Below are 25,892 nucleotides of genomic sequence, written 5' to 3'. Positions count from 1 at the left end.
CTGTATACTTGTGCTCTTTCGTCAAGAACAACACCCGCGATAAGGCCCGTCTCGCCTACATGCTGAAGTCATCCATCGTCCGTCTCGTCGCCTATTCGGTGCGTCATCCGCTATGGATCATCGCCCTGTCGCTCGTGCTCGCCGTTTTGAGCGGCATCTACGTCGCTCATCACTTCAAGATCAACACGGACATCAGCCGCCTCATCGAGACGGACCCGCAATGGTCGGCGCTCGAACATGCCATGAGCGAGGCCTTCCCGGATCGCGGCGAAACCGTGCTGGTGGTGGTCGAAGCGCGCGCTCCCGAATTCGCCGACGCCGCCGCTGGCGCGCTCACCGCCGCGCTCAAAGCCGATCCGAAGGAGTTCGTGGCGGTTTCGCAGCCGGCGGGCGGTCCGTTCTTCGAACACAACGGCCTGCTGTTTCCGTCAACCGAAGAAGTCCTGTCGACCACTTCGCAACTCGTTCAGTCGCGCCCGCTCGTCAACGCTCTTGCGCACGATCCGAGCCTGACCGGCCTCGCCGGCACGCTCACCACGAGCCTGTTGCTGCCGCTTCAACTCGGCCAGGTGAAGCTCGCCGACATGAGCCATCTGCTGGCGCAAAGCGCCACCACGCTCGATCGCGTACTGGCCGGCCAGCCGGCCGCCTTCTCGTGGCGCGCGCTGGTCGACAAGAGCGCCGCCACCAATCCGGCGCGCGCTTTCGTCGTCGTGCAGCCGGTTGTGAATTACGACGCGTTGGAGCCGGGCGCGAGCGCGTCGAAGGCGATCCGCGACACCGCCGCCTCGCTGCACCTCGACTCACGCTATGGCGCCACGGTCCGCCTGACCGGCGAACAGCCGCTCGCCGACGAAGAATTCGCCTCGGTCAAGGACGGCGCGGTGCTCAACGGCATCGGCACGTTTATTGTCGTTCTCATCATCTTGTGGCTCGCGCTGCGCTCGGGCCGCATGATCGCGGCCGTGTTCATCACGCTGTTCGTCGGGCTCGCGATCACCGCGGCGCTCGGCCTGATGCTGGTGGGCGCGCTCAACATGATCTCGGTCGCGTTCATGGTGCTGTTCGTCGGACTCGGGGTCGATTTCGGCGTGCAGTTCGGGGTCAAGTATCGTGAGGAGCGCAATCGCGACGACCGCCTTTCGGCGGCCCTCATGCACACGTCGCACAGCATCGGCGTGCCGCTCACGCTCGCGGCGGTCGCCGTCGCGTTGAGCTTCTTCTCGTTCCTGCCGACGGCTTATCGCGGCGTGTCGGAGTTGGGCGAGATCGCGGGCGTCGGCATGTTCGTCGCGTACTTCACCAACATGACGTTGCTGCCCGCGCTGCTGAAAGTCTTCAGTCCACCGGGCGAACCCGCTTCGCCGGGCTTCAAGCAACTTGCTCCCGTCGACGATTTCCTCGATCAAAACCGCAAGCCGGTGTTGATCGGCACGCTGATCGTCGTGCTCGGCGCGGCGCCCTTGCTCGCGCATTTGCGTTTCGACTTCAACCCGCTGCATCTGAAAGATCCGCATACGGAGTCCATGGCGACGCTGATCTCGCTGAAGGATTCGCCGGAAGCCGCGGTCAACAACGTGCATGCGCTCGCCGCCTCGCAAGTCGACGCCGACCGCATGGCCGCGCATTTGCGCACGCTGCCGGAAGTGGGCCGCGTCACCACGCTCGACACGTTCATTCCCACCGAGCAGCAGCAAAAGCTGATGCTGGTCGCGAGCGCCGCGCAGCAATTGTTGCCCGCGTTGCAGCAGACCCCCGCGCCGCAAGCCACGGACGCGCTGCGCGTCGCGGCGTTAAAGCGCGCGTCGAATCAGCTCGCGCTCGCCGCCGACGACCATCCCGGCCCCGGCGCCGCCGAGGCCAAGCATCTGTCGGCGACGCTGCAAAAGCTGGCCGCCGCCGACGCCGCCGTGCGCGAGCGCGCCGAAACCGCGATGTCCGAGCCGCTGCGCATCGCGCTGAAGCAGTTGGAGAATCTGTTGCAGCCGACTCAGATCACTCGCGAGAATCTGCCCAAGGAAATCTCGGCGGGCTGGGTCTCGAAAGACGGCCGCGCGTTGGTGGACATCGCGCCGAAGGTCCAGGCCGGCACCGATCCGAACGACGACGCGATGCTCGCCCGCTTCGCTCATGCGGTGAAGAAGGCGGAGCCCAGCGCGATCGGCGGGCCGATTTCGATCCTGCATTCGGCGGACACGATCATCAAGGCGTTCCTGCAGGCGGCGGGCTGGGCGCTGCTGTCGATCGCGATCCTGCTGTGGATCGCGCTGCGGCGCTTCGGCGACATGCTGCGCACGCTGGTGCCGCTGCTGGTGTCGGCGCTCGTCACGCTGGAACTGTGCGTGGTATTCGGCATGCCGCTGAACTTCGCGAATATCATCGCGTTGCCGCTCATGCTGGGGGTCGGCGTCGCATTCAAGATCTACTTCGTGATGGCGTGGCGCAACGGCCAAACCGGCCTCTTGCAATCGAGCCTCACGCACGCGGTGCTGTTCAGCGCGGCGACCACCGCGACGGCATTCGGCAGCCTCTGGCTGTCGCATCATCCGGGAACCTCGAGCATGGGACGCCTGCTGGCGCTCTCGTTGTTTTGCACACTGATCGGCGCGGTGGTGTTCCAACCCGTGCTGATGGGCAAGCCGCGCGCCCGTCGCGCGAAGCACAAAGGAATATCAGAATGAAGCTGCGTACCACCGTGCTGGCGCTCGCCGCCACCGGTCTGATCTCGGGCTGCGCGACCGGCCCCGACCGCAAGCCGGGCGACCCGTTCGAACCGGTGAACCGGGCTGTGTTCAACTTCAACGACGGGGTGGACCGCTACATCGCCGTGCCGGTTGCAAAGGGCTATCAGAAGGTCACGCCGCAGCCGCTGCGCACCGCCGTGAGCAACTTCTTCTCGAACCTGGGCGACCTGAGCAACGCCGCCAACGCCCTGTTGCAATTGAAGATCACCGACGCGACCGAAGACCTCGTCCGCTTCGCGTTCAATTCCACTTTCGGCCTGGGCGGCCTGCTCGATTGGGCGACGCCGGCCGGCCTGCCGAAACACCATCAGGACTTCGGGCTGACGCTCGGCCACTGGGGCATTCCGTCGGGCCCGTATCTCGTGCTGCCGCTGTTCGGTCCGAGCACGGTGCGCGACAGCATGGGTCTCGTGGTCGATGTGAAATTCAATCCGTTGAACTACATCGAGCCGGCGGAGCGCAATCCGCTGTACGTGCTGCAATTCGTGAGCGTGCGCTCCGATTTGCTGGGCGCGACCGATCTGCTGCAACAGGCCGCGCTGGACAAATACTCGTTCGTGCGCGACGCGTACACGCAGCAGCGCCGGGCGCGTCTACGCGGCACGGGCGACAACGCCGCGCCGCTGCCGGACTACGAGGACCAGGGCGATTCCGGCACGCCGGCGATCCCGGCCAAGGGCGCGGCCGCCGGTGCGCCCGCCGGCCTGCCGAACTACGCCGACCCGGGCGATACGGCAGAAGCCCCGAACGCAGCCTCGGCAAGCGCCACAGGCGCTCCGGCGGGGGTGCCTAACTACACCGATCCCGGCGACGCGCCTGCGCCCGCCAGCGGCGCAGCGGGCGTAACGCCGGTGACGCCGGCCGCGGCACCCGCGGGCGCGTCAGGAGCGGTTGCGCCGGCACCTCAAGTTGCGCCGGTCGGTGAGAAACAGCCGGCCGCCACGCCTGCGGCGCAGTAGCGATTCGGTAGCGGAGTGCAATGCGCCGCCGTGGTGCGCTTCACATGAGCGCACCACGGAGACAGGACAAGACCTAGGAAGAATTGCGGCCTACGCATGCGAGGCGCAGCGTGGGAAAGAAAATGCGCTGGATCAGCTCGACGTAGCGGCGGCTCGGCTCCGGCTCGCAGCCGCTTCAGCCTGCTGTCGGCAGCAACGCGCCAGCCACGGCCATCGCGCGCCGGGCTTGCACCAGCGAAGTCCGCGCGGCCCGCGCATCGGCGGCGACCTGGATCAGCGCTCCGATCTGCGACGGTTGGCGCATCAATTCCCGCAGAATCGGCGCGAGCGCGGTGCTGCCGTCGTCCCGCAGACCGGCCGTGGCGGCGGACGGCAGCGTGCGCCACGCCGGATCGACGATGGCCCGGCACACGGCGAACGGCACGCGATGCGCGGCGGCCGTCGCGCCGGCAATGTGCGATTCCATATCCACCGCCAACGCGCCGCTCGAACGATGCAGCACGCGCTTGTCGTCCGCGCTCACCAACGGTGCGGTGACAGCGGCCACGAGGCCGCGCCGTAGACGCGCCGCCAGCGGTCCGTTGGCGAATGCGGCGGCGAGTCTGTCAGCCCACGGACGATCGGTCGGCAGACGTCCAAACGGTCCCTCGACGGCCTCGGCGACGATCAGCGCGCCCGGCTCCAGATCCGGCGCCAAACCGCCCGCCGTGCCGAAACTGACGATCCCCGAACAGCCGCGCGCGACCGCCGCGCTCAACGCGCGCTCGAGCAGATCGGCGCGCGCCGCATAGACCACCTCCACGCCCTGGCCGCGCGCGATGCGCGCCTCGAACGCCATCCCCGTGACGAAGATCACCGGCAAGCTGCCGCCGCCCGCCTCGGTTGACGGCGATGTCGAAAACGGCATCCGTCAGATCCCGACCGCGACGCGCGTGAGCCCGTTGCGCTTCAAATGACGGAAGCGCGCCAGCGCCCACAGCGGGAAGAACTTGCGATAGCCGTGATAGCGCAGATAGAACACGCGCGGGAAACCCGTGGCGGTGAAACGTGTTTCGTCCCACAGGCCGTGCTCGCGCTGTTCGCGCCGCAGATAGGCGACGCCGCGCGCCACCGCTTCGTGATTGACCTCGCCCGCGGCCATCAGGCCCATCAGCGCCCAGGCGGTTTGCGATGCCGTGCTCGGCGCGCGCTCGTAGCCGCGGTAGTCGAGCTTGTAACTCTCGCCGCCCTCGCCCCAGCCGCCGTCTTCGTTCTGGATCGACAGCAGCCACTGCACCGCGCGCTTGATGCGCGGGTCGTCGTGCGGCATGCCGGCGGCGTTCAGCGAACAGAGCGCCGTCCACGTGCCGTAGATGTAGTTCAGGCCCCAGCGACCGTACCAACTGCCGTCCGATTCCTGCTCTTTCAGCATGTAGGCGAATGCGCGCTGCGCCGGCTCGCTGCCCTGCGGCAGTTCGCCGAGTTGCGCGAGCATCGACAGACATCGGCCCGACACGTCGGCGGTCGGCGGATCGAGCAACGCGCCGTGATCGGAGAACGGAATGTTGTTCAGGTAGTACTGGGTGTTTTCCGGCTCGAACGCGCCCCAGCCGCCATCGCTGCTTTGCATGCCGACCACCCATTCGCGCGCGCGCGCAATGGCTTCGCGGTCGACGTCGGATTGCGTGAGCGCCGCCGAGCGATGCATCGCCATCGCCACCACCGCCGTGTCGTCGACGTCCGGGTAATACGCGTTGTTGTACTGGAACGCCCAGCCGCCAGGCCGCACGTTCGGGCGGCGCGAGATCCAGTCGCCGCGCACGTCGAGAATTTGTAGCGGACGCAGCCACGCGAGCCCGCGCTCGGCCGCCTGTTCGGCACGCGCCTCGCCGGTTTCGAGCAATGCGTGCGCGGCGAGTGACGTGTCCCATATCGGCGACAGACAAGGCTGGCAATACGCCTCGTCATCCTTGACGACGAGCAGTTTTTCGATCGACTGGCGGGCAATCGCGCGGTTCGGATGATCGGCCGGATAGCCGAGCGCGTCGTACATCATCACCGAGTTGGCCATTGCCGGGAAAATCGCGCCGAGGCCGTCCTCGCCGTTCAGCCGTTCATCGACGAAAGCGACCGCCGCGCGCACCGCGCGTTCGCGCTGCGGATGCGGGAACAGGCCGTCGACCGCGCGCAGCAGCACGTCCACGCCACGGAAAAAGCGGAACCAGCCGACATGCTGATGCGGCGCGCGCGCCGGCATGCCGGTGTTGACCGGCGCGCCGCGGAACAATTCGTCGATGCGCACGCGGCGCGGATTGCGCGCGAGGGGCCGCTTCGCGTTCAGCACCAGCAACGGCACGATCACGGTTCGCGCCCAGTACGACACCTTCGACAGATGGAACGGAAACCACATGGGCAACAGCATGATTTCGACGGGCATCATCGGCACCGCGCGCCACGACACCACGCCGAACAGCGCGAGCAGAATCCGCGTGAACACGTTCGCCTGTTCCGCGCCGCCGTGCGCGAGAATCGCCTCGCGCGCGCGGACCATGTGCTCGGCGTCGACGGGGTCGCCGATCATCTTCAGCGCGAAATACGCCTTCACGCTCGCGCTGATGTCGAGCGCGCCGTCGGTGAAAAGCGGCCAGCCGCCGTTGGGCAACTGGATGCGGCGCAGATAACGCGCGATCTTCTGCTCCAGTTCCACGTTCGGCGTTTCGCCGAGATAGTGGACGAGCAGCACGTATTCGGCGGGAATCGTCGCGTCGGCTTCGAGTTCGTAGACCCAGTGGCCGTCGGGTTTCTGCGCGGCGAGAATCGCATCGGTGGCGCGCGTGATCGTGGCGTCGAGGGCGGCGTCGAGCGAAACATCGGGCGAGGCATGCTCTACAGCCGCTTGCGGCGCGGCGGCGGGCGCATCGAGCGCCGGCTCCGTGGCGAATTCTGGCGGGACGGCGCCCAACTGCTGGGCTTGGGATAAATCGTTCATCGGCGTTCCATCGGTTGATTCAGCAGCGTGTCCGCGGCCTTCTGGCCGGAGCGGATCGCGCCTTCGATCGTCGCGGGCAGGCCGGTGGCCGTCCAGTCGCCCGCGAGCATCAAATTGTTCCAGCGAGTACGCGTGCCGGGACGCAGCGTTTCCTGATCCGGCAGCGCGGCGAATGTCGCGTGTTTTTCCAGCGTGACTTGCCACGGCGGCATCGGTTCGGCCGGCAGGTTGGCGGCTTGGGCCACTTCGGCCCAGACGGTTTGCGCCAGCGTTTCTTGCGGTGTGTCGAGCAGGCGGTCAGCGGCGTAGACGGTCGCCGATACGCGGCCGTCGAACGCAAACAGCCAGTCGGCCGTGGCGTTCAGCAGCGCCGTGACCGGCGACAAGCCGAATGGCGGCTCGACGGCGAAGTGCACGCTGAGCGTCGCCGCGAAGCGATTCGGCGTGCGCACGTTGGGCACGAGCGTCTGCGCGGTCTGCGGCGGCACCGCGAGAATCACGGCGTGATTCGCTTCGATCGCGATGGTCTCGTCCGCGAAATTCAGCGCGTGCACGCGGCGGTTATCGGCGGCAAACGCGATGTCTTGCAGACGCGAGCCGAGCCGGATCGCCGCGCCGCCGTGTTGCAGCAGCCGCAGTGCCGGATCGACGAACGCACTGCCGAGTCCGTTGCGCGCCATCAGAGGCCGGCACGCGAGGCCGCCGGCAAGCAGCGTTTCGCGAACCATCGCGCTCGTGAGTTCGGCCGACGCCTCGCGTGGCTCGACGTTCAGCATCGCGAGAAATAGCGGCCGCAGCAGACGGTCCCACAACGGGCCATTGCAGCACATGGTCTGCACGAGACGGCGTCCGGGCTTGGCGAACAGCAGCGGTATCAGCGACAGGTACTCGCCCGGCCCGGTATTGGGCACGCGCGCATTCGGATCGAAGATCCACCAGGGCAGGCGTCCCGGCGACATCCGCACGGTCCAGCGCGCCCGCGTCGCGAGATCCACGAACGGAAAGTCGGGCTGCGCCGGGCCGACGAGTTCGTCGGCGGCGCCGATCGCGCGCGCGTAGTTGAGCGTGGCGGCGTTGCCCGACAGCACCATGTGATTGCCGCTGTCGAGGGTCGCGCCCAGCTTGGCGTCGTAGTACGAACGGCAGCGCCCGCCCGCCTGGCCGGCGGCCTCGTGCAGCACGACTTGCGCGCCGCGCCGCTGCAATTGCACCGCGGCGGCGAGGCCGGCGAGGCCCGCGCCGACCACATGTACGAGCTTTTGCATCAGGTCAGAAGAACGCGTAACGCGCGACGATCCACAGCATGCGCAGCTTCGGCTTGCTGACCTTCGTGCGCGGAATGTCGAAGCCGCGATCGAGCGTGCGATCGAGCAGTACGCGATAGACGCCCGACATGATGCGCGGCGCGCGCACCTGAGCGCGCGGCTCGCGGTTCATGATGGCGTCGGAGGCGGCGAAGTGTTCCTTGGCGCGCTCGGCGAGCGTCGCGCAGACGCGCGGCAGCGACGGGTCGTCGGCGATCTGCGCCGGGCTCTCGATGGCGATGCCTTCGCGCGCCAGCAACTCACGCGGCAGATAGCAGCGGTTGATGCCGGCGTCTTCGTCGATATCACGCAGGATGTTGGTGAGTTGCAGCGCGCGGCCGAGATGGTGCGCGAGCAGGCGGCCCGGCTCGTCCTGCATCCCGAATATCCTCACCGATAGACGGCCCGCCGCGCTTGCCACGCGGTCGCAGTAGAGGTCGAGCGTGGCTTCGTTGGGCGCGCAGAGGTCGGCGGCGGCGTCCATCGCCATGCCGTCGATCATCGCGTGGAAATCCTCGCGTTGCAGATGGAACGTGTGAATGTGCCGCGTCAGCGCGCGCAACGAAGCGCGCGGCGCGCCGGCGTAGCACGCGTCGATGTCGGCGCGCCAGCGCTCGAGCGCGGCGGCGCGTTCGGCGCGCGGCAGATCGCTGTCGGCGATGTCGTCGACGGCGCGGCAGAAAGCGTAGACCTGATACATCGCGTCGCGCTGCGCGGCCGGCAGGATGCGCATTGCGATATAGAACGAGCTGCCGGAGGTGGCGGCAGCGGCGTCGATTTCTGTATCGTCCACGACAAGATTGGAAACAGCCAAGACGATCTCCGCTGGAGGCGCCCGCTGAAAGGCGTTCAAGAAGTTTTAATGCCTACCCGCAGGGCACGCGGCCCGCGCGCGCGGACACGCGCGAAACACCCGGCAGGGACGCCGGAAACGGCGAAAAGTATAGCAACGTTTCTGAGATGCCGCAGAATCGCGGGGTCAATACAGGGCTTGAAGCCGGGCACGACCGAAAGCCCGTCCGGCCGTAGCGCGATACTACCCTCGTGCAGGGTGTCGGCTTGCGACACCCGCCACGCACGCAAACGCCGCGCCGTCAGACGAACGCCACCGAGCGGTTGCGCCCTTGCCGCTTCGCGCTGTAAAGCGCGGCATCGGCTTCGTTGATGAGCACGTCGTAGGCCGGCGCGCCCACGCGCGCCGCCGCCACGCCGACGCTCGCCGTCACCGGCACGCTCGTGCCCTGCACTTCGACCGGCGTATCGGCGATCGTGCAGCGGATTTTTTCGGCGACCCGCATGGCGTCGTCAAGCGGCGTACAGGGCAACAGCAACGCGAACTCCTCGCCGCCGAAACGCCCGAACGTGTCCTGGGCCCGCACCACCCCGGCGACCCGCTGCGCCATGACGCGCAGCACCGTATCGCCGACGCCGTGGCCGAACTGGTCGTTGATCTTCTTGAAGTGATCGAGATCGAACAGCAGCACCGACATGTCGCCGCCGTAGCGCTGCCAGCGCGTGTATTCGTCGCGCAGGCGCGCTTCGAAGAAGCGCCGGTTGGCGATGCCCGTGAGACCGTCGCGGTCCGCGTATTCCTGAAGCTTGGCGACCGCCTCCTCGCGTTCGCGCTGCACGATGCTCACGTGCGTGACGTCGGAGATGGTCACGCACACGGCCACCACTTCGCGATCACGCATGAGCGGCATGAAGGTGCAGTCCTGCTGCATGAAATCGACGCCGCCCGTGATCGGCCGGTCGTGATCGAACTTGAACAGATACGGGCGCTGCTCCCACGAACTGAACGCGAAGCTGCCGAGCTGGAACACGCTTTCGATCTTGCGCGCGAGCCACACGCGCGGCAGTTCCGGAAAGTGCGTGAAGAGCGACTTGCCGACCATCTGCTCCGCGGGCAAGCCACTGTGGTCCTGCATGAAGCGGTTCCACATGAGCACGTTCATCTCGCGATCGAGCACGAAGATGCCGAAGCCGACACGTTCAACCACGAGATCGCTGAGCGAATCCACGGACACAGTCATAGGCTGGACAACAGCGCGTCGAGCGCTCCGTTCATATGGCGAATCGATTCTTCGGCCATCAACATCACGAGGTGCGCGCGAAAACTCTGGTCCTCGAGCGCGAAGTTCACTTCGACGAGCAATGCCACTTCCCATTGCAGCACGCCCGGCTGAAACACTTCCTCGAGCGTCATGGCCTCGCCGAGCAGGCCGGGCGCCGAGAACACCGGCGTGCGGCCGAGCTGGTCGAGAATGCTGGACACACACGCGCCCGTCAGCACGTTGGCGACGTCGAACACGAGTTCCTGCTGGCTCACCGCCTCGTAGGCCGAACGCGAGTACGGATCGCTGACGAGCGAACACAATTGCTCGATGCTGTCGCTGCGGCAGATCACCAGCGCCTCGCCCTTGATGTCCGAGCGAAAGCCCTGGCGCACCGCGCTCACCGTGTCCTGAATGCCGGTCATCTCGCGCAGCGTTTGCGCCGCTTCGCTGACGCCGACCACCCGCACGCGCGGCACCGATAATTCGATGAACGCATCGAGCAGCCGCGCGAGACGCGTCGCGGCCTGGCCCATCGCCAGATTGGCGACCTCTTGCAGCGCGTCGCGCTGATCTTCAGTGAGGGCTCGCTCAGACATACAACCCGTACTCCTTGAGGATCGGAAGTACCGCCGCGGGCGTCACCGGCTTGGCGATGAACGCGGCGGCGCCGAGCGCGCGCACGCGCGATTGGGCCATCGGCTGAACATCGGCGGACACGACGATGACAAATGTGTTGAGATCCTCATGCTGCAACGCTTCGAGCACCTGGTAGCCGTTCATGTCCGGCATCGTCAGGTCGAGGAACATCACCGACGCCTTGCCTTCCCGATAGAGGCGCAGCGCTTCGCGTCCGTTCGACGCGTACGACACGTCGACATCCCAGTCCGGCGGCAATGCCTTGGTGAGCACTTTGCGGGCAAGCAGCGAATCATCGGCGATCACGATAGGCAAAGGCATGGGCGGTGGGAGTGCGGTATTAGCTCTTGCGTGTTATCGGCGGATGGGGCGTTTTCTTTAGCGCGTGATGTGCCGGTCGGCGGCAAGATGCGCCGCGGCTTGCGGGAATGCACGTTGCGGGCGAGCGGGGCGCGCGTGCGGCGGGATGCGCATGGCGGAACCGTCGGGCATGCAGGGATGCGTGCGCGCACGGTGGACGACGGCGATGACCGGCATGTTCGAAGCCTACCCCGTAGAGGAATCCCGCGCGGCTCGATGGATCGGATGGTCTCTTGCCGCGCGCGTGTTTCCGCGAACGCCTTCCCTCACGCGTTGTACGCATGGTGCGGCGGCCCTCGCGGCAGATGCGTCCGAACATGGCGGGCGCATTTTTTATCGTGGCGTCGATTTTCGAAGCAAATCAGCGGAAAGGCAACACGACAATTCGATGTTCGCTAATCGTTTTTTCCTGCTTCAAGCGAATTTTGAACATATTTTATTAGCATCGGATGCCAATTTTTTATATTTATACTTTTGTGTACGTTTGCGCTTCTCGATTCGTCACTGTTTAAAAAAACAGACAAATAGGTGGGGGCCGAATGCATGCTGGGTCATCGCGGTAACTTCTACCGCCGTTGCGCGTCTATGCTTCTCGTATCATGCCGACTCACCGCCTCCTCGCGCCGAACGCATTTAGCACGATCGAAAAATGACACCTGACCGGTTCGACCCGTCTCAAGCGAGCCGCCTTTCCGCTAACCGGCAGGACGAGGCGTTGTTCCCCGCCGTGCCGGAACAGAACTTCCAGGTGCGGCGCCTCACCCTGATCGCGCTTCTGATCGCCGCGATCGTGTTGCCGTGCGTGTATGTCGCGGCCATGGCGTTCAGCGACTTCCGCGCGCGCGAGGCCGACGCCACCGACATGGCGCTGCGCACGGTGCGGGTGGCGGAAGAACATGCGCTGAAGGTGTTCGACATGAACGAAACGCTCGACTCGCGCATCGTCGATCTCGCACAGGATCTGGACGACGACGGCATCAGCGCGCGCGAGGCCGACATTCACGAGAAGCTGCGCGTGATGGGCGGCGGCTATCCGCAGGTGGCCGCGGTGTCGATCTTCGGGCGCGATGGCCGCTTGCTCGCGAGCAGCCGTTTCTATCCCGTGCCGACGCTCTCGGTGGCCGGGCGCGAGGATTTCACCGGCATTCGCGACGGGCGCGACCTCGAACACGTGTCGAAGGTCATGACGGGGCACGTCGCCGGTGAACAGGTGTTCAACATGGGCGTCGAGCGGCGCGGCGCCGACGGCGCGTTCGCGGGCATGGTCTCGGTGGCGCTGCGGCCCAGCTATTTCAGCGCGTTTTACCGCGAACTGCTCGGCGGCAGCGACGGCATGGCCATGACGATGACTCTGGTGCGCACGGACGGCGCGATCCTCGCTCACTATCCGCGCAGCCCGCGCGAGCCGAGCGCCATGCCGGCGCAATCGCCGCTCGCCGAAGCGTTCGCGCAGGGGCGGCGGGCCGGCGTCGTGCGCACGCATTCCGACATCGACGGCGAGAAATTGATCGTCGCTTACCGGCACGTCGGTTCGTATCCGGTGTACGTGCTGTGCGGCTATCGCGCGTCGGCGATCTGGGCGGCGTGGTACCGGCATCTGAGCGTGCTGCTGCTGTCGCTGTTCACGCCGTCGATCGCGCTGTGGTGCGTGATCTGGCTGTCGCTGCGGCGCCTGGGGGCCGAGGAGGAAGCGTGGGAGCGCTGGCAGGCCGAAGCGTCGATGCGCCGCTCGATCGAATCCGCGTATCGGCAATCGCGCAAGATGGAAGCGCTCGGCACGCTGGTCGGCAGCGTCGCGCACGATTTCAACAATCTGCTGATGATCGTCTCGGCCAACCTGCAGATCGCGCGGCGGCGCGGCGCGCCCGGCCTCGATCGTGAACTGTCGGCGATGGAGCGGGCGCTCAAGAGCGGTCAGTCGCTAACCCGGCAATTGCTCGGCGTCGCCCGCAAACAGCCGTTGCGCAACGAGACGCTGGCGCTCGAACGCTGGCTGCCGGCCTGCCGCGAATTGCTGCGCGCGTCGCTCGGCGCGAAGATTTCGCTGGTGATCGACGTCGCCGCCGGCATCTGGCCGATGCGCGTCGACGTGGCGGAGCTCGAACTGGCGCTGATCAACATCGCCGTGAATGCGCGCGACGCCATGCCCAACGGCGGGCGCTTCACCGTGCGGGCCACCAACATCCATTTCCGTCACGAAGACGGCTTTCCGCTGACCGGCGACTTCGTGCAACTCTCGCTCGAGGACACCGGCGCCGGCATGGCGCCCGACGTGCTCGCGCGCGCCTTCGAGCCGCTCTTCACGACCAAGGCGAAGGGCATGGGCACGGGCCTCGGGCTGCCGCAGGTTTTTGCGTTCTGCGAGCGCTCGGGCGGACTTGCCGCGATCGACAGCGCGGTCGGCGCGGGCACCTCGGTGCGTCTCTATCTGCCGCGCGCGACGGCCGCGCCGGAAGCCGAGGGACCGGCCGAAGCGCGCGCCGAGGAAAGCGGCGCGCCGCATGGCTTGCGCATTCTGCTCGTCGAGGATAACGAGGAGGTGGCCGCGGGCACCGAAGCCCTGCTGCAGATGATGGGCCACCAGGTCACCTGCGTCTTCAACGCCGATACGGCGCTGCGTCTGTTCGACGACGCGCATGCGAAGCAGGCTCGCACCGGCGAGCCGCTGCCGTTCGATCTCGTGCTGTCGGACATCCACATGCCGGGCAAGATGAACGGCATCGATCTGGCGGAAGCCGTTCTCGCGTTCGATACGCGGCTACCGGTCATTCTGATGACCGGCTACGCGGAAGAACTCGACCGCGCGCGTCATGTGAACGTGCGGGTGCTGTCGAAGCCGTTCGATATCGCGTTGCTGGACCAGCTTTTGCAAGCGATCCAGCGCGACCTCGCGCAACCGGACACCGATCCGGCGGCGCATCCGGCGCCATAGAACCGGCTCGAGCCGGCGCTAGCGCCATTTACCGGGCGTTGTAAAAGCGCGGAAGCGGCATGGCGTGCCCGTTTGCCCGACATGTTGATCGGCGGGCTCACAGCGGGCGCGCGGCCGCATCGGCAGATGCCGGCACGATCGTTGCAAGGCAGAGGAAATAGAAGGGCGGCGCGTTCCGCCGCTCGCCTCAATATGTCGGGAGACAGCCATGCGACACGCCGTGATTGGTTTATTCGACACCTATTCTCAAGCGGAAGCCGCCCGCGACACGCTCGTGCAAACCGGCTTCGCACGCGACACCATCGAATTGCAGGCGAACGAGGGGCCGTCCGTCGGATCGGCCACCGGCGAAGTCGCGGGCTCGGGCGTGCTCGCCAACATCGAACGCTTTCTGTCCAGCCTGTTCTCAAGCGGTTCGCGTGAGGCAGAGAAGTCGCGTTACGCCGAAGCCATTCGGCGCGGCGCAGTGCTGGTCTGCGTGAACGCGGCGAGCGAATCGCACGCGGAACTCGCCCGCAACACGTTCAGGCGGCTCGGCGCAACCGACGTCGGCGAACGCTCGCCGGATCAGGATGTGTCACCGGAGGCCGCGCGCGAGCATTCGGTGCTCGACGAACTGGGCATCGGCACCGCGGCGCGCGGCGCGCAGCGTACACCGAACGCATCGGGCACGGCCGCGCCCGGCGTGACGACGCCCGGCGAAGCGATGCCGGGAAGCACCGCGCGGTCCACATCGACGGCCGATCCGATGTACACCTCGCCCTCGCGCAGTACCGAGGCCGAACGGTTCGTGCCGCCGCCGCCCAACGAACGGCCGACGGCGGACCCGGTCAACGAGCCGATCAGGGAGCCGCTGACGGGCGACGCGGGACGCAGCGCGATCGCCGCCGGTTCCGTGCCGGGTTCGGGCGCGGTCATGCGTCCGTCGGAGGTGATCCCTAACGCTGATGAGCCCACCGCCGGTTTGGGCGGCCAGATTCCGAACGAGTATCTGGAATACGAGGAAGACTTCCGCAACCACTACGACGAGCAATACGCGGCCGAAAATTCGCGCTACGAAGACTACGTGCCCGCCTATCGCTATGGCGCGGAGATCGGCAACGACATGCGTTTCCGCGACAGGCCGTGGGACGACATCGAGCCGGAGGCCCGTCGTCATTGGGAAACCACGTCGACGGAAAGCACGTGGGAGCGCTTCAAGCTCGCCGTGCGCCACGGCTGGGAACGGGTGACGGGGCATCACCACGTATAGAAGACGGTCGCGGCGGCGTGCCTGAGATGCGGCAATGCCGCCGCATCGGTCAACGGCGGGTTTGGCGCTGGCGGAATCGTCAGGCGGCGGTATGCCGCTTGACCCACGCGACGTAACGGTCGACGAAGGTCTGCAGGAACTTGCGGGTGCCGTCGTTCGGGATCTCGCCTTTTTCGTTGATGACCGCCGGGTCGTGCTTGATGAACACTTCGGGCTGACCCAACGTCGCGACGTCGAGATACGCCAGTACATTGCGCAGATGCTGTTGCGCAAGCGCCGAGCCGGTCGCGCCGACCGACGTGCCGATCACCGCGCCGGGCTTGTTGCCCCACGAATTGGTGCCCCACGGCCGCGATGCCCAGTCGATCGCGTTCTTCAGCACGCCGGGTATCGAGCGGTTGTACTCGGGCGTGACGAACAGCAGGCCGTCGGCGGCTTCCACGCGCTGCTTCAAGTGCTTGCCGGCCTCGGGGTAGTCGGCGTCGTATTCCTGGCTGTAAAGCGGCAACGAACCGATGTCGATGAATTCGAACGTGAAATCGGCCGGCGCGAGGGACACCACCGCTTGCGCCAACTGGCGGTTGAACGACTCGCGGCGCAGACTGCCGACGACGACTGCGATGTGATAGGCCATGTTCACTTCCTCAACGAAAGGCGCTTGACGCGCGAAAGGGATGAACTGTCCATCATAGGCAAAGCCGCGCCGGATGACGTCGCCAAGGGCAAAAAACGCGCGTTGTTGACGGCGCGGGAAGGTGTCCTGCAAGACCACCGGTGGATAACCCCGCTGCCGATAAAGTTATCCACAGATTTACTGAATAACCTTGTGGATAACTCGTACTTTTGCCTTGTCAATCAAGCGTGCTTTCGGGGTTGGACGATTCGAGGCAAATGGCTCGATCGGCGGCGGATGGGCGCGCGGCAAGAACGGCGCTTGCTGGATGGTTGCGGTAAGCCACTCAATGGAGGAACCCACGATGACTCGGGACTACGCGGGTAAGTCGCACGATGAAGCGTTGGCGGCCCGGAAGAAGCAGAAGCAGCGGTCGCAGGAACAGCCCGGCGGCGACATGGCGGTCGAAGATACGCAAGCGGATGCAACGCACAGCAGCGGCGAGCTGTCCGAACGCGGCAAGGAAGTATGGCGGCAGGGACACGGCATGGACGGCGGCGGAAAAATCTGAGCGGCGATGACCCCGCGCGAGTGTGCTGCGTGCGACGCGGGATCGATGAAACCGCAAGACATGCATGCCGCGCGCGGGACGCCAGGGCAGGCGCCGGGTTCAGGCGCGGGCGTTCGCGCTCACTCCGGAACCGCGATGTCGCCATCCACAAGCTGCCAGCCATAGGCTTCCGCATAGGACTGCGCCGCGCCGGCTTCGGCGAAAAAGGGCATATCCGCATGACCCTGGAACGGGTAGATCACCCGTTCGTCGCTCAAGCGGAGCACTTTGAGCGTCGGCACCGTGCCGCTCGAGGTACGGCGTGACGACGCCGTCACCTGATAGTTCGCGCGGCCTGTGAGAGCGGGAAGCGGCGCGCTCTGGGAGCGCCTGGAAACGGGACTTGCCATTGTCGCGCGCATCAAAGGCCGGCGATCGACTGGCCGGCTACCATGCCGTCGATCACCTGTTCAGCGTAGTTGGCGGAGGCAATGCGGGCGTCGCCGGCCGCGCCGAAAGGCGAACGGCTCGGCACGCGAAACACCCGGCTGCCGGTCACCGTGTCGTCGGCTCCGCGCCGGCTGATTCGCACGGCCGCATCGAAGCCCGCATCGTAATGGCGAACGCGATCGAGACCGCTCGGCTGGTGCGGATAAACCAGCGGATAAATCTCAAGGCCGCGGTAACTTCTGATCGTATTGCTCATGTGCGGATCTCCGTAAAGGCTTTCGTGAACCGTGTCGCAGTGGCGTAACGCCGGCCGGATTGCGGCGCTTCTGCAAAAACAATGTGAGCGACGGGTGCGTGTGAACAGCAGCCGCGTCAGTTGGGCCGGGCTGACGGCACTGCAAACCAGGTAGGAGGAAGGGACCTGCTCGATCCAGGGCGCCGTGGCGAGGGACGTTTGCGTCGGTGACTGCGCGAGGCGCGCAGGAGAACTGCAGGCTGTTGGCCCACTGTAACACGTTAGAGGACGAGTGTTAGGCGCATTTACGAGACGGGCGCGCCTGTTGCTTCAGCCCGCTCGCGGCGTCGTGTCTCGTGGAAGCGCTCTCTATCTCTTTGCTCTGTTCTTGCGCGGTGTCGGGCGAGTCCGCGAGGCGTCGCGGGCTGGCGCTTGCTGCGTAGGGCAGCGTCGCATTTCGCTCCACGGTGGCTTGAATGCACGAAGGGCGCCGATAGCGGCGCCCTTCTTCCAAGGCTTTCTTATCCTAGCGCTGCGCGCCGGACAAGCGTCCGTGCAGCGCGCAGCCGGCCGGATCAGTTACCGAAGAACACATTGCAGTAGGATGCCGGGCCGTTGCATTGCGCGGGAGCGGCGGCGTGAACTGCGCCGGAGGCGGCGGCGAACAGAGCAACCGAAGCGATCAGGGCGGAAAGAATGCGTTTCATGGTGCTACTCCTTGGCATTGGGTTCGCGATCTGGGCGATCGAATGAGCGAAGGATAGCGATTCAGCGTCGGCCTAAAAACCGCGAAGCCAAGAAGACATTTTTTCAAGGAATGAAATAATTGCCCGTCCGAATCGATTGGGGGTGCCGCTCTGGCCCGCCAATGGCCGCTTCGCTTACAGCCTGCTGACGTGTATATGCCCCACACGCCCGTTTTTCGATTTGCGCAATAATCTATTTTCGATTGTCATAACGTCCCGTCCGGCGCGACCAAGCTCATCGGTCAGCGCTTGTCGGCGGGAATATGCTCGATACCGTTTCGCTTGTGCAAGGACGTGCGGGAGAATGGCGCACGATCCCGGAGAACGCGCGAGCAAAAGCACCCCCTTATGAACCGCAACGATTCAACAAGAAATGCCCGGCCGTGGAGCATGTCATGGCGCGTATAAATGGGCCGGCGCTCGACGATCCCGTTTATCTCACGCAATTGCGGCGCGACCTGGTTCGCTTCGCCCGACTGCAATTGCGTGATGCCGCCGCCGCCGAAGACGCCGTGCAGGAAGCGCTCGCCGCCGCATGGACGCAAGCCGACCGGTTCGCCGCGCAATCGGAGCATAAGACCTGGGTGTTCGGCATCCTGCGTCACAAGCTCGTCGACACGTTGCGAGCACGGCAACGCACGGTGAACCTGTCCGCGCTGGAGTCTGAACTCGACGGCGAGGCGCTGCTCGATCGCGAACTGTTCAAGGACAACGGCCACTGGTCGAGCGAAACCAAGCCGCGGCCCTGGCCCACGCCCGAAACCGCGCTGCGTCAGCAGCAGTTCTGGACCTTGTTCGAGATGTGTCTCGAACATCTGCCGGAACACATCGGACGCGTGTTCATGATGCGCGAATTTCTCGACCTGGAGACCGAGGCGATCTGCGCGGAACTCAAGATGACCGCCAATCATTGCAGCGTGCTGATCTACCGCGCGCGGCTGCGCTTACGCACTTGTCTGAGCGAAAAGGGTTTGTCGAGGGAGGATGCGAATGGGGAAGTGTAAGAACATCACGCGCCTGTTGTCCGACGCGCTCGACCGTCCTCTAAAAACCGGCGAATGGGTGGCGATCCGGCTGCATCTGCCGACCTGCAGCGGCTGTCGCAATTACCGCAAGCAGATCCGTCTGTTGCGTGTAGCGGCGCGTTCGATGAGCGGGATTGCGACGCCGGACTCTACGGGTAGTGACGATTGAAGTGCGTGACCGCGCATCGAGTGTTGATCATCGACTGTTGAACGCAATTGGCGGCGCAAACGCAGGCTCTTTTAGCGCTCGCCGGGCGGCGCGCTCCGATAGCGTTCGAAGAAACTAGCGTGCGACGCTTCGTCGATGGAGACGGGATGCGGTTCGGTACAAGCCGGATGTTTCGCGAGTTGCTCGCGGGTACGGATCGGCCGGCGCTGGAAATTGCCGCCGCAATTCGGACATACGTTGCGCAGCCTGGTGAGCGCGCACATTTCACAGAACGTGCATTCGTACGTGCAGATCATTGCGTCGGAGGCGTTCGGCGGCAGTGACTTGCCGCATCCTTCGCACGATGGTCTCAGTTCAAGCATGATGGCTCCGCGTGACTAGGGAGTGAGGTACGGGTCGTACGCTCATGTACAGGGCTGCAGTGTAAGCGGCGCGGGTCATGCGGAATGGACAGCCAGGCGTCAATTCCTGCCACGGCGGGGGCTGGTGCTGTGCTGTCGGGTTCAGCACGGTTCGCAATCGGCGCGGCGCGGTAAGGCCAGCGGTGGGCATGATTTGTTTGTATATCGGGCGCACGAGTATTTGTCGTGCTTTTTGAAGAAACCCGAAATGTTTTCGCATAGTTTGGAAGTTTTCGCATCGTTCAGAACGCTGGATCGATCATGTCGGGTTGGCGACCACCGGTGCGACGATGCCGGCCGTCGCGACTGGGGCGATGGTCATGCGGAGGGGCGCCGAGCCGGCAGCCAGCCGTGTGCGGCAGGAGTCAGCGAAGCCGACAGAATCAGCGGCATTGGGGCGTCGGCCGCGACCTCGGTAATCGTCGTGCGGATGCCGGCAACTATCAGCGCTGTTTGTGACCGCCGCTGGCGACGATGGTGAGCACGCGCACCGGCCATCGACAGCATTTTTTTTTCGCGCCGAATGCCGTCTCCGGTCATGCGTCATGCCGGCGTCAGCAACCGGGTTCACCGCGTTGCGGTGAGCGTGAGCGCGGCCAACGGCTCACCGCAGCGTATTGAAAAGGACGTTCTGCTTGAAGCAGCAATCTGGCGACCGATAGCGGGGTCCGGACCGATACGGGTAGACCGCGCGCCAGCAGGTTCCTCGTTCCGTCCATGGACATGATTTGCTTATGCGAATTTGTCGGTTCATCTAGGCTTGCGGACGAATTATCGTCGCGGCCAGTCGGACCGTTTTGCGCCCGTCTTTTTTGACGAGCATTTTTATGTCCCATCGTTCGCTGCTCACCCGCCGTTCGTTTATCGCCGGCGTGGGTGCCTCGCTAGCCGCTGCCGCCCTACCGCCATCTCCCCTTCCGTCTTTGCCGACGACTGTCCACGAAGGATTTTCGCATCGGCTATCGGAAAGCCGCCAATACGCCTGAGCTGCTGAAGTTGCACGGCACGCTCGAAAAGCGGCTCGTGCCTCGCGACGTAACCATCTGGTGGACCGAGTTTCCTGCGGGACCGCAGTTGCTCGAAGGACTGAACGTGGGCGCCATCGGCTTCGGCTATGTCGGCGAGGCGCCGGCGGTGTTTGCGCAGGTAGCCGGCCCAAACTTCGTCTATACCGCCTATGAGATTCCGACACCGCGTGCCGAAGGCATTCTTGTGCATCGAGAGACGCCGATCAAAACGCAGGCCGATCCGAAAGACAGAAAATCGCGCTCAACAAAGGTTCCGATGTTCACTGGTTACTCGTCTCAGCACTACAGAAGAGCGGCGTGAAATACAGCGACGTCCAGCCGGTCTTTCTGCCGCCCGCGACGCGCGCGCCGCTTCAGCGAGGCGCAATTGAAGCATGGGCGATCTGGGATCCGTTCCTCGAAGCGGGAAGCGGCAGTCGAATGCGCTCTTGCTCGTCGACGGAGTGGGAATCGCGAATCACCTTGCGGACGGTACAACCGATTGCGCGTTGAGTTGCGCCAGTTGGGCGACCGTTAACGGCTGCTTCAAATATTCGATGACTTCGATCACCCCTCATTGGCGGTGTTGTAGGTGCTGGCGACGAAGTCGCATGTGACGCGCGATTTTGAGCAGCGGGGGTCGTGGTAGATGGTGATCATGCGTTGTTTGGCGTGGCGTCGGATGGATCGATGGAGCCCGTGGCCTTTTCTTTATGTTTTAGCGCCGAGCTGAAGCGCCGGCTTCGCGCCCACCTGCGACCGTTGGCAAGTTGGCTGCCTCAACATCGTTGGGATATCCACGGTTTATGCGCATAAAGCGCTTGCGGGGGTTTCCGATGAGGACGGGGTTGGGCATTCCTAGTAGGAGATCGCGGACGGCTTCCACGTCAGCGTCATCACCGAGTTGCTATCAGCGCCCTTATGGCGTTCGCCTACGCGTTGAGCCATAGACCTTCCTGTTGACGCAACGATATACAGCAGCCGACCCAGCACAAGCGAACGGGCAAAACAATCTCTTCGTCCGAAGTTTATGCGCATAAAGCTCCCCGCGCGAACCCTTGCGGCGTGCGCGTGCGTTAGGGGCCGCGGCGATGATATGAGGCCGCCCAGGAAGTGCACCGTCAACGAACAGCAATCAAACGTCGACTCGTCCACACACAACATGCGGTAGCCCTCAGCGACGCGTCCATGGCGCTCAGCTAATCTCGGCTTGACGCATTGACAGGCCAACCCGCCGGCATGTGCCGGACCGGGATCATCGCAAAGGGGAGTCTAATCACCCGATCACCTTTATGCGCATAAACCTAGGCCAAATGGCTATTTCTTCTCGAGTTTACACAAATTGATTGAAATGCCAATTCATCCAGGTAAAATCCATTTGCGTCTAAAAAGAGGAGGTGAAGATTGGCAGCAGAAATCATCGCGGTAACTCAGCAGAAGGGAGGAGTCGGGAAAAGCACAATCGCGATGCACCTGGGCGCCGCATTCCATGAGAAAGGGAAACGCGTCCTCGTTGTAGACGCAGACGGTCAAAACACGCTGATCCATTGGGCCAGTGCATCGTCAGACGGCGACACCGGCATCCCGTTTCCAGTCGTCAATCTTTCCGAAGCCGGTAGCCAGATCCATCGCGAGATCAAGAAGTTCGTGGCTGACTACGACATCATCGTCGTCGATTGCCCACCCTCTATCACAGAGAAAGTCTCCGGCGTCGTATTGCTCGCAGCTAGCGTCGCGGTAATTCCGACGTCGTCATCGCCTGCCGACTATTGGTCGAGCGTTGGATTGGTGAAGCTGGTCCAGCAAGCTCAAGTAATGAACGAGGACCTCCGGGCGGTCTTTCTGCTCAACAAGACGGAAGAGAAACGGATGCTCACGCGCGAACTGAAGCGTGCGTTGGAAGAGCTTGGATTCCCGTTGCTCAAAACCCAGATTCCGACACGCGAGGCCTACAAGCAGGCAATGGCGTTAGGGCAGACAGTGCTTCAAATGAACGATCGCGGTGCCAAGCTCGCCGCCATCGAAGTACGGGCGTGCGCCAACGAGATCGCCGCCCTGCTCCCGTGAATTTATGCGCATAAAGGACCCTGAATGAAACCCTCCCAATTCGCCAAAGGCTTTCAAGCACGTCCTGACACGACCAGCAGCGAAAAACGAACCGCGCTCGACCGTCTGAATGCAATCGACGGTCTGGTCAAGAACGGCCCGACGGGCAACCAGGCAGCGGGGCGCCCAGTTTCACCGGTCGTGCCGCAAAGCGACGTAGAAATCGACGCTGACGAGGTGTCCAATGAATCCGCAGCCTATCGCGCATGGCGAATCGAGCATGGCTATCGGCCAGGCCAGGTAATCGACCTCGCGCTCAAAACGATCAAGCCGAGCCCCTTCAATCCCCGGCATTTTTACCTAAAGCCGTCCATTGCCGAGCTTGCCGTCAATCTCGCAAGGCAGGGGCAGCAGCAGGCGATTCACGTCATTCCCGATTACGACAATCCCGGCACCTACTTCGTCAGCGACGGAGGGCGGCGCGTGCGGGCGCTGAAAGAAGCGAACAAGGAATCGGTCAAGGCGGTCGTCATCGACCTGCCGATCGGGATCCAGAGCTATAAGCTTGGTTATGACCTCAACGTCCAACGCGATTCGCAGACGGTATTTGACAACGCAGTCGTATGGAAACGCTTTCTCGATGATCGGCATTTCCAGAGCCAAAAGGAGCTCGCCGAACATCTCGGACTGGACGAGTCGACCGTTGCCGTTGCCTTGTCGATCGCCAAGTTGCCAGAGGCCGTCATGCATGAAATGGTCGCGCGGCCTGACCGTTTTGGCTCGAACATGGCGTATCAGGTGGGTCGCTATCACACCGCTCGCGGCGCCGATGCAACGCTGCGCCTGATCAACAAAATCATTTCCGATGACCTTAGCACGCGGCAAGTCGCCGACATCGTGAAGGGCCGAGCCACCGCCCAGGAAAGCAGCAAACCGGCGGGCCGGCAACGCTATGCTCAACGTCTCGAAATCAAGCTTGGGGGCGTTTCGGTGGGCGATCTCAAATCGTACGGTGACGATCGAATCGAATTGCGACTGAAGGGGCTCACGCGCGAAAAGCGCGACGACATCCTCCGGCAGATCGAAAAGATGCTGAAGTAAGAGATGCCGGAATGAGCGCGGAACACGATACCGCGGCACATGATCGTGTCCGCCGTCTCAATGAATGATTACGCCGCGCGCGATTGACTTAGCGTAAAGGCGAGCAAATCGCCATCGGTTGGCTCGCCCCAGGTCTTGCGCGCCAGCCAGTCGAAGAATGCCGTCTCGACAATCTTCGAGTCCAGGCCGCGACGGCGCCAGTCGTCGCGCATATGCGTGCCGAGCCCCGGCAGCTCGTCTTCTTCAAACGACTGTCGCGCGATCTCCCGCTCAGACTCACCCTGCTCGTCGTACAGCTCGCGTGCTTCCTTGCGACGGTATGCCGAGTATTCACCAAGCAGCCGGGCTTTGAGGTCGTCGGCCGGCGCAGTCATCGCGGCCTTGCCGCCACCCGACGGCAGTGCCTCGACCGGCGGCGCGTAGCCTTTTTTCAATGCGTCCTTGAACAGTGCGGGCGCACTACGCACAGGCGGCAAGGATGTGCTGCGCATGCGCTGTTCGGTCATTTGCAAAGCCGCGCGAATACGGTTTTCCTCGCTATCGGCATACAGCGTTTGCGCTTCCTTCAGCGGGATGCCGATCTTCACCATCCGGTCGACCAGTGTGCTGTCGAACACATTCGGATGCTCATCGAGTGCAAGCATGGGCTGCTTGCGCTCGGTCACGCGGAACTGGATCTCGGCAACGCGCCGTCCTTCCCGGTGCTCGATCAATTCGACGAAGATATTGGTAACCGCGTTGACTTCCGCGATCGCCGGGCGCAAGTAATCACGTTTGAAGTACTTGTATTCGCGCTTCGCCTCGTCACCGGCCTCCGTATCCGGCGTGCCGGACAGGATAGGGCGCCACCATTCCCACGATTCCCGCATGGTCAGATGACTCGGGTTGGTCAGATAGCGCACGCAAATCTCATACAGCGCAAGCCCCGCGCTACTGCGCAACTGGCTCTGAAACTGGAGACTCAGACGCGCGTATTGAACGGGATCAAGCAGTTTCTTCTTGATCTTCGGCGCGAAGGAAAACTCCACCCAAACGCGGCGGGTGGTGGGATCTTCGAGAATTTCCGCGTCGGCGATCAGCGTGGAGATGCCCCATTTCCGGCCCGGCTTCTGACTCGACGTGCCGGTGCTCCACTCAACCTGTACCGACACCATGCGCCGCAAGTGCTCCTTGACGAGCGCGGTATCGTTCGAGTCGAATGCGGAATTCGCGACGATGTCGGACAGCAATGCCCGGTAAGTGTCGCCAGATTCGTCGGCTTGCTGCGCCACGGCGAGCAGCACGTTGAACAGCTTGCGGGTAAGCAGCGTGATTTTGCCGCTTTTGGGCTGAATCGCTATCGCCTCGACGGCCTTGCGCAATTCGGCGGAGCTCGGGCTGACAACGTCGGTCTTCTTCGCGCGCTTCGTGGCCATGCGTCTGAATCGAGGAGGGGATTTGGCGAGAGCATACCGACTGTGGTGATACGCGTCTATAGCGTCAATCTCACCGTTCGGGGTGAAGCGAGTTTACGAGGCGAAACTCACCTCGAGTAGCTCCCGAAAACCCTCACCTCAACCGTCTGGCGCCAGGTTCGGGCCATCCTTGCAGGCTGCGGCCTGGAGAAAATAGGCGCTATTTTGGCGGGGAAACGAACAGGAGCCAACCAATCCCGAATCTTCTCACCTTAAAAAAATTTTGGATATTTCGCGACCCTGACGTGAAAGTCCGATTGATTCACGCCGCCCGGAGGGAGAGAACCGCTCGGATTGTCTGCAAACGAACGAGAGCACGGGCAAACCGGCAGCGTGGCAAAACGCACTGTCGAACCGCCACCGCGCTGACAAGCAGCGTCCGAATTCGGGCGCCGAGCAAGGAACGCGTGTGCCGAGCCGGCGGGAACGCCCGCTGCCGCTTTGAACAATGGGCAGCAGATCGCACGCAGGGGCGACACGCCTGCAACCGCGGCCTGCTCGACAAGATGGGCATATCAGAATGCACAGGCGATACAAAGCGCGAATGCCGCTCGCCAGCCGCGCGGCCATGAAAACCGTGCTCGCATGAATGGTCCTGAAATCCTTTGCGCGGAAGTCGCCACATGGACTGACCGGGGCGCCCAGGCGATTGCATCAAGTCAGCCGTCAAAGCTCCCGAAAAGGCTCACCTTAATCCACAGCCAGCCCTTGCAACGGCGCGGCCTTCCGACCGTCGTTGCAAGTGAACCGCCGAAAAACCCTCCCGAAAAGCCTCACCTTTCCTTCGCGTGAAGTTCCAACCGGGCGCAATGATACGCTCCTGAAAAACCTCACCTCAACGAACATCGCTACAATTTCTCAATGATTTCATGGGCTTGGATCA

At 63.9% G+C, this 25,892-nt stretch carries 26 protein-coding genes; 12 read left to right on the top strand and 14 right to left on the bottom strand.

The window, feature by feature from the left end:
* Positions 1–59: 59 nt before the first annotated feature.
* Both ACOCG7_RS00270 and ACOCG7_RS00265 read left to right on the top strand, forming a co-directional pair.
* Positions 60–2,681: an MMPL family transporter gene (locus ACOCG7_RS00270; RefSeq protein ID WP_244745562.1), complete on the top strand. Its 2,622-nt coding sequence runs from the start codon at positions 60–62 to the stop codon at positions 2,679–2,681.
* On the top strand, positions 2,678–3,703 hold the full coding sequence (locus ACOCG7_RS00265; protein WP_244745561.1) for an MlaA family lipoprotein: 1,026 nt from the start codon (positions 2,678–2,680) through the stop codon (positions 3,701–3,703). The genes ACOCG7_RS00270 and ACOCG7_RS00265 overlap by 4 nt, the downstream gene beginning before the upstream one ends.
* Positions 3,704–3,878: 175 nt before the next feature.
* On the opposite strand, the gene ACOCG7_RS00260 is transcribed toward ACOCG7_RS00265, so the two are convergent.
* The 7 genes from ACOCG7_RS00260 to ACOCG7_RS00230 all read right to left on the bottom strand — a co-directional run bounded on the left by ACOCG7_RS00260 (position 3,879) and on the right by ACOCG7_RS00230 (position 10,989).
* Positions 3,879–4,610: a phosphorylase gene (locus ACOCG7_RS00260; protein ID WP_244745560.1), complete on the bottom strand. Its 732-nt coding sequence runs from the start codon at positions 4,608–4,610 to the stop codon at positions 3,879–3,881.
* A gap of 3 nt (positions 4,611–4,613) precedes the next feature.
* Complete coding sequence (gene shc, locus ACOCG7_RS00255) at positions 4,614–6,671, bottom strand: squalene--hopene cyclase (protein WP_421376269.1); 2,058 nt, start codon at positions 6,669–6,671, stop codon at positions 4,614–4,616.
* The gene (hpnE, locus tag ACOCG7_RS00250; RefSeq protein ID WP_421376267.1) at positions 6,668–7,936 is read right to left on the bottom strand and encodes a hydroxysqualene dehydroxylase HpnE; all 1,269 of its coding nucleotides are present in this window, start codon (positions 7,934–7,936) and stop codon (positions 6,668–6,670) included. Before hpnE ends, shc begins: the two co-directional genes overlap by 4 nt.
* A gap of 4 nt (positions 7,937–7,940) precedes the next feature.
* Positions 7,941–8,789 (bottom strand): presqualene diphosphate synthase HpnD, encoded by an 849-nt coding sequence (hpnD, locus tag ACOCG7_RS00245; protein ID WP_073429654.1) that lies wholly within the window; start codon positions 8,787–8,789, stop codon positions 7,941–7,943.
* Between the two features lie 280 nt (positions 8,790–9,069).
* On the bottom strand, positions 9,070–10,008 hold the full coding sequence (locus tag ACOCG7_RS00240) for a sensor domain-containing diguanylate cyclase (protein ID WP_073429653.1): 939 nt from the start codon (positions 10,006–10,008) through the stop codon (positions 9,070–9,072).
* Positions 10,005–10,628 carry a chemotaxis protein CheC gene (locus ACOCG7_RS00235; RefSeq protein ID WP_073429652.1) on the bottom strand — a complete coding sequence of 208 codons (624 nt, stop codon included), beginning with the start codon at positions 10,626–10,628 and terminating at the stop codon, positions 10,005–10,007. The genes ACOCG7_RS00240 and ACOCG7_RS00235 overlap by 4 nt, the downstream gene beginning before the upstream one ends.
* The gene (locus ACOCG7_RS00230; RefSeq protein ID WP_073429651.1) at positions 10,621–10,989 is read right to left on the bottom strand and encodes a response regulator; all 369 of its coding nucleotides are present in this window, start codon (positions 10,987–10,989) and stop codon (positions 10,621–10,623) included. Before ACOCG7_RS00230 ends, ACOCG7_RS00235 begins: the two co-directional genes overlap by 8 nt.
* A 205-nt stretch (positions 10,990–11,194) precedes the next feature.
* Here ACOCG7_RS00230 and ACOCG7_RS00225 point away from each other — a divergent pair, with 205 nt between their 5' ends.
* The 3 genes from ACOCG7_RS00225 (at position 11,195) to ACOCG7_RS00215 (ending at position 15,212) form a co-directional block, all read left to right on the top strand.
* A complete protein-coding gene (locus ACOCG7_RS00225) occupies positions 11,195–11,665 on the top strand; it encodes a hypothetical protein (RefSeq protein WP_244745556.1) in 471 nt (156 codons plus the stop codon).
* A gap of 12 nt (positions 11,666–11,677) precedes the next feature.
* A complete protein-coding gene (locus ACOCG7_RS00220) occupies positions 11,678–13,960 on the top strand; it encodes a hybrid sensor histidine kinase/response regulator (RefSeq protein WP_244745555.1) in 2,283 nt (760 codons plus the stop codon).
* Positions 13,961–14,168: 208 nt separating this feature from the next.
* Positions 14,169–15,212, top strand: a complete 1,044-nt coding sequence (locus tag ACOCG7_RS00215) for a hypothetical protein (protein ID WP_073429649.1) — start codon at positions 14,169–14,171, stop codon at positions 15,210–15,212.
* 79 nt (positions 15,213–15,291) lie between these two features.
* Here ACOCG7_RS00215 and ACOCG7_RS00210 read toward each other — a convergent pair whose 3' ends face one another.
* Positions 15,292–15,846 (bottom strand): NADPH-dependent FMN reductase, encoded by a 555-nt coding sequence (locus ACOCG7_RS00210; protein WP_421376262.1) that lies wholly within the window; start codon positions 15,844–15,846, stop codon positions 15,292–15,294.
* A gap of 343 nt (positions 15,847–16,189) precedes the next feature.
* On the opposite strand from ACOCG7_RS00210, the gene ACOCG7_RS00205 reads away from it, so the two are divergent.
* On the top strand, positions 16,190–16,396 hold the full coding sequence (locus ACOCG7_RS00205) for a hypothetical protein (RefSeq protein WP_244745553.1): 207 nt from the start codon (positions 16,190–16,192) through the stop codon (positions 16,394–16,396).
* A gap of 119 nt (positions 16,397–16,515) precedes the next feature.
* Here the strand turns inward: ACOCG7_RS00205 and ACOCG7_RS00200 are convergent, their stop codons facing one another.
* The 3 genes from ACOCG7_RS00200 to ACOCG7_RS00190 all read right to left on the bottom strand — a co-directional run bounded on the left by ACOCG7_RS00200 (position 16,516) and on the right by ACOCG7_RS00190 (position 17,767).
* A complete protein-coding gene (locus tag ACOCG7_RS00200; protein ID WP_310126419.1) occupies positions 16,516–16,785 on the bottom strand; it encodes a DUF6723 family protein in 270 nt (89 codons plus the stop codon).
* Between the two features lie 11 nt (positions 16,786–16,796).
* A complete protein-coding gene (locus ACOCG7_RS00195) occupies positions 16,797–17,081 on the bottom strand; it encodes a hypothetical protein (protein WP_073429646.1) in 285 nt (94 codons plus the stop codon).
* Positions 17,082–17,635: 554 nt separating this feature from the next.
* A complete protein-coding gene (locus ACOCG7_RS00190) occupies positions 17,636–17,767 on the bottom strand; it encodes a hypothetical protein (protein WP_268801998.1) in 132 nt (43 codons plus the stop codon).
* A gap of 434 nt (positions 17,768–18,201) precedes the next feature.
* On the opposite strand from ACOCG7_RS00190, the gene ACOCG7_RS00185 reads away from it, so the two are divergent.
* Positions 18,202–18,810, top strand: coding sequence for an RNA polymerase factor sigma-70 (locus ACOCG7_RS00185; RefSeq protein ID WP_083081874.1), 609 nt, complete (start codon positions 18,202–18,204; stop codon positions 18,808–18,810).
* On the top strand, positions 18,791–19,000 hold the full coding sequence (locus ACOCG7_RS00180; RefSeq protein WP_176035781.1) for a zf-HC2 domain-containing protein: 210 nt from the start codon (positions 18,791–18,793) through the stop codon (positions 18,998–19,000). The genes ACOCG7_RS00185 and ACOCG7_RS00180 overlap by 20 nt, the downstream gene beginning before the upstream one ends.
* Before the next feature lie 71 nt (positions 19,001–19,071).
* Here ACOCG7_RS00180 and ACOCG7_RS00175 read toward each other — a convergent pair whose 3' ends face one another.
* Both ACOCG7_RS00175 and ACOCG7_RS00170 read right to left on the bottom strand, forming a co-directional pair.
* Positions 19,072–19,362, bottom strand: coding sequence for a DUF1272 domain-containing protein (locus tag ACOCG7_RS00175; protein WP_114164056.1), 291 nt, complete (start codon positions 19,360–19,362; stop codon positions 19,072–19,074).
* Positions 19,363–19,719: 357 nt separating this feature from the next.
* Complete coding sequence (locus ACOCG7_RS00170; RefSeq protein WP_421376258.1) at positions 19,720–19,941, bottom strand: hypothetical protein; 222 nt, start codon at positions 19,939–19,941, stop codon at positions 19,720–19,722.
* A gap of 287 nt (positions 19,942–20,228) precedes the next feature.
* On the opposite strand from ACOCG7_RS00170, the gene ACOCG7_RS00165 reads away from it, so the two are divergent.
* From ACOCG7_RS00165 to ACOCG7_RS00150, 4 genes are all read left to right on the top strand, one after another.
* Positions 20,229–20,387 (top strand): twin-arginine translocation signal domain-containing protein, encoded by a 159-nt coding sequence (locus ACOCG7_RS00165; protein ID WP_421376256.1) that lies wholly within the window; start codon positions 20,229–20,231, stop codon positions 20,385–20,387.
* 10 nt (positions 20,388–20,397) lie between these two features.
* Entirely contained in the window at positions 20,398–20,730 is a 333-nt protein-coding gene (locus ACOCG7_RS00160) for a hypothetical protein (protein WP_421376254.1), read from the top strand.
* Between the two features lie 1,082 nt (positions 20,731–21,812).
* Positions 21,813–22,475 carry a ParA family partition ATPase gene (parA, locus tag ACOCG7_RS00155; RefSeq protein WP_073429642.1) on the top strand — a complete coding sequence of 221 codons (663 nt, stop codon included), beginning with the start codon at positions 21,813–21,815 and terminating at the stop codon, positions 22,473–22,475.
* Between the two features lie 24 nt (positions 22,476–22,499).
* Positions 22,500–23,555 (top strand): ParB/RepB/Spo0J family partition protein, encoded by a 1,056-nt coding sequence (locus ACOCG7_RS00150; RefSeq protein ID WP_083081871.1) that lies wholly within the window; start codon positions 22,500–22,502, stop codon positions 23,553–23,555.
* Between the two features lie 68 nt (positions 23,556–23,623).
* On the opposite strand, the gene ACOCG7_RS00145 is transcribed toward ACOCG7_RS00150, so the two are convergent.
* Positions 23,624–24,970 (bottom strand): replication initiation protein, encoded by a 1,347-nt coding sequence (locus ACOCG7_RS00145; RefSeq protein ID WP_073429640.1) that lies wholly within the window; start codon positions 24,968–24,970, stop codon positions 23,624–23,626.
* Positions 24,971–25,892 lie beyond the last annotated feature (922 nt).

It is taken from the genome of Paraburkholderia sp. DD10 (genome assembly GCF_049177125.1).
In the GTDB taxonomy this organism is placed as follows: Bacteria; Pseudomonadota; Gammaproteobacteria; order Burkholderiales; family Burkholderiaceae; genus Paraburkholderia; species Paraburkholderia terricola.
Note: the sequence above shows the minus strand (reverse complement) of the source record. Positions and strands in the feature narration are given on the sequence as shown.

Bases quoted from the DNA above. Each gene is read 5' to 3' on its own strand.
- ACOCG7_RS00240 (WP_073429653.1), bottom strand. From the start codon at position 10,008: ATGACTGTGTCCGTGGATTCGCTCAGCGATCTCGTGGTTGAACGTGTC.
- ACOCG7_RS00205 (WP_244745553.1), top strand. From the start codon at position 16,190: ATGACTCGGGACTACGCGGGTAAGTCGCACGATGAAGCGTTGGCGGCC.
- ACOCG7_RS00165 (WP_421376256.1), top strand. From the start codon at position 20,229: ATGTCCCATCGTTCGCTGCTCACCCGCCGTTCGTTTATCGCCGGCGTG.
- ACOCG7_RS00175 (WP_114164056.1), bottom strand. From the start codon at position 19,362: ATGCTTGAACTGAGACCATCGTGCGAAGGATGCGGCAAGTCACTGCCG.
- ACOCG7_RS00200 (WP_310126419.1), bottom strand. From the start codon at position 16,785: ATGGCAAGTCCCGTTTCCAGGCGCTCCCAGAGCGCGCCGCTTCCCGCT.
- ACOCG7_RS00265 (WP_244745561.1), top strand. From the start codon at position 2,678: ATGAAGCTGCGTACCACCGTGCTGGCGCTCGCCGCCACCGGTCTGATC.
- ACOCG7_RS00270 (WP_244745562.1), top strand. From the start codon at position 60: ATGCTGAAGTCATCCATCGTCCGTCTCGTCGCCTATTCGGTGCGTCAT.
- ACOCG7_RS00230 (WP_073429651.1), bottom strand. From the start codon at position 10,989: ATGCCTTTGCCTATCGTGATCGCCGATGATTCGCTGCTTGCCCGCAAA.
- ACOCG7_RS00170 (WP_421376258.1), bottom strand. From the start codon at position 19,941: ATGACCGGAGACGGCATTCGGCGCGAAAAAAAAATGCTGTCGATGGCC.
- hpnE (WP_421376267.1), bottom strand. From the start codon at position 7,936: ATGCAAAAGCTCGTACATGTGGTCGGCGCGGGCCTCGCCGGCCTCGCC.
- ACOCG7_RS00145 (WP_073429640.1), bottom strand. From the start codon at position 24,970: ATGGCCACGAAGCGCGCGAAGAAGACCGACGTTGTCAGCCCGAGCTCC.
- ACOCG7_RS00185 (WP_083081874.1), top strand. From the start codon at position 18,202: ATGGCGCGTATAAATGGGCCGGCGCTCGACGATCCCGTTTATCTCACG.
- ACOCG7_RS00150 (WP_083081871.1), top strand. From the start codon at position 22,500: ATGAAACCCTCCCAATTCGCCAAAGGCTTTCAAGCACGTCCTGACACG.
- ACOCG7_RS00190 (WP_268801998.1), bottom strand. From the start codon at position 17,767: ATGAAACGCATTCTTTCCGCCCTGATCGCTTCGGTTGCTCTGTTCGCC.
- ACOCG7_RS00235 (WP_073429652.1), bottom strand. From the start codon at position 10,628: ATGTCTGAGCGAGCCCTCACTGAAGATCAGCGCGACGCGCTGCAAGAG.
- ACOCG7_RS00215 (WP_073429649.1), top strand. From the start codon at position 14,169: ATGCGACACGCCGTGATTGGTTTATTCGACACCTATTCTCAAGCGGAA.
- ACOCG7_RS00195 (WP_073429646.1), bottom strand. From the start codon at position 17,081: ATGAGCAATACGATCAGAAGTTACCGCGGCCTTGAGATTTATCCGCTG.
- ACOCG7_RS00180 (WP_176035781.1), top strand. From the start codon at position 18,791: ATGCGAATGGGGAAGTGTAAGAACATCACGCGCCTGTTGTCCGACGCG.
- ACOCG7_RS00210 (WP_421376262.1), bottom strand. From the start codon at position 15,846: ATGGCCTATCACATCGCAGTCGTCGTCGGCAGTCTGCGCCGCGAGTCG.
- ACOCG7_RS00225 (WP_244745556.1), top strand. From the start codon at position 11,195: ATGACCGGCATGTTCGAAGCCTACCCCGTAGAGGAATCCCGCGCGGCT.
- ACOCG7_RS00260 (WP_244745560.1), bottom strand. From the start codon at position 4,610: ATGCCGTTTTCGACATCGCCGTCAACCGAGGCGGGCGGCGGCAGCTTG.
- ACOCG7_RS00220 (WP_244745555.1), top strand. From the start codon at position 11,678: ATGACACCTGACCGGTTCGACCCGTCTCAAGCGAGCCGCCTTTCCGCT.
- shc (WP_421376269.1), bottom strand. From the start codon at position 6,671: ATGAACGATTTATCCCAAGCCCAGCAGTTGGGCGCCGTCCCGCCAGAA.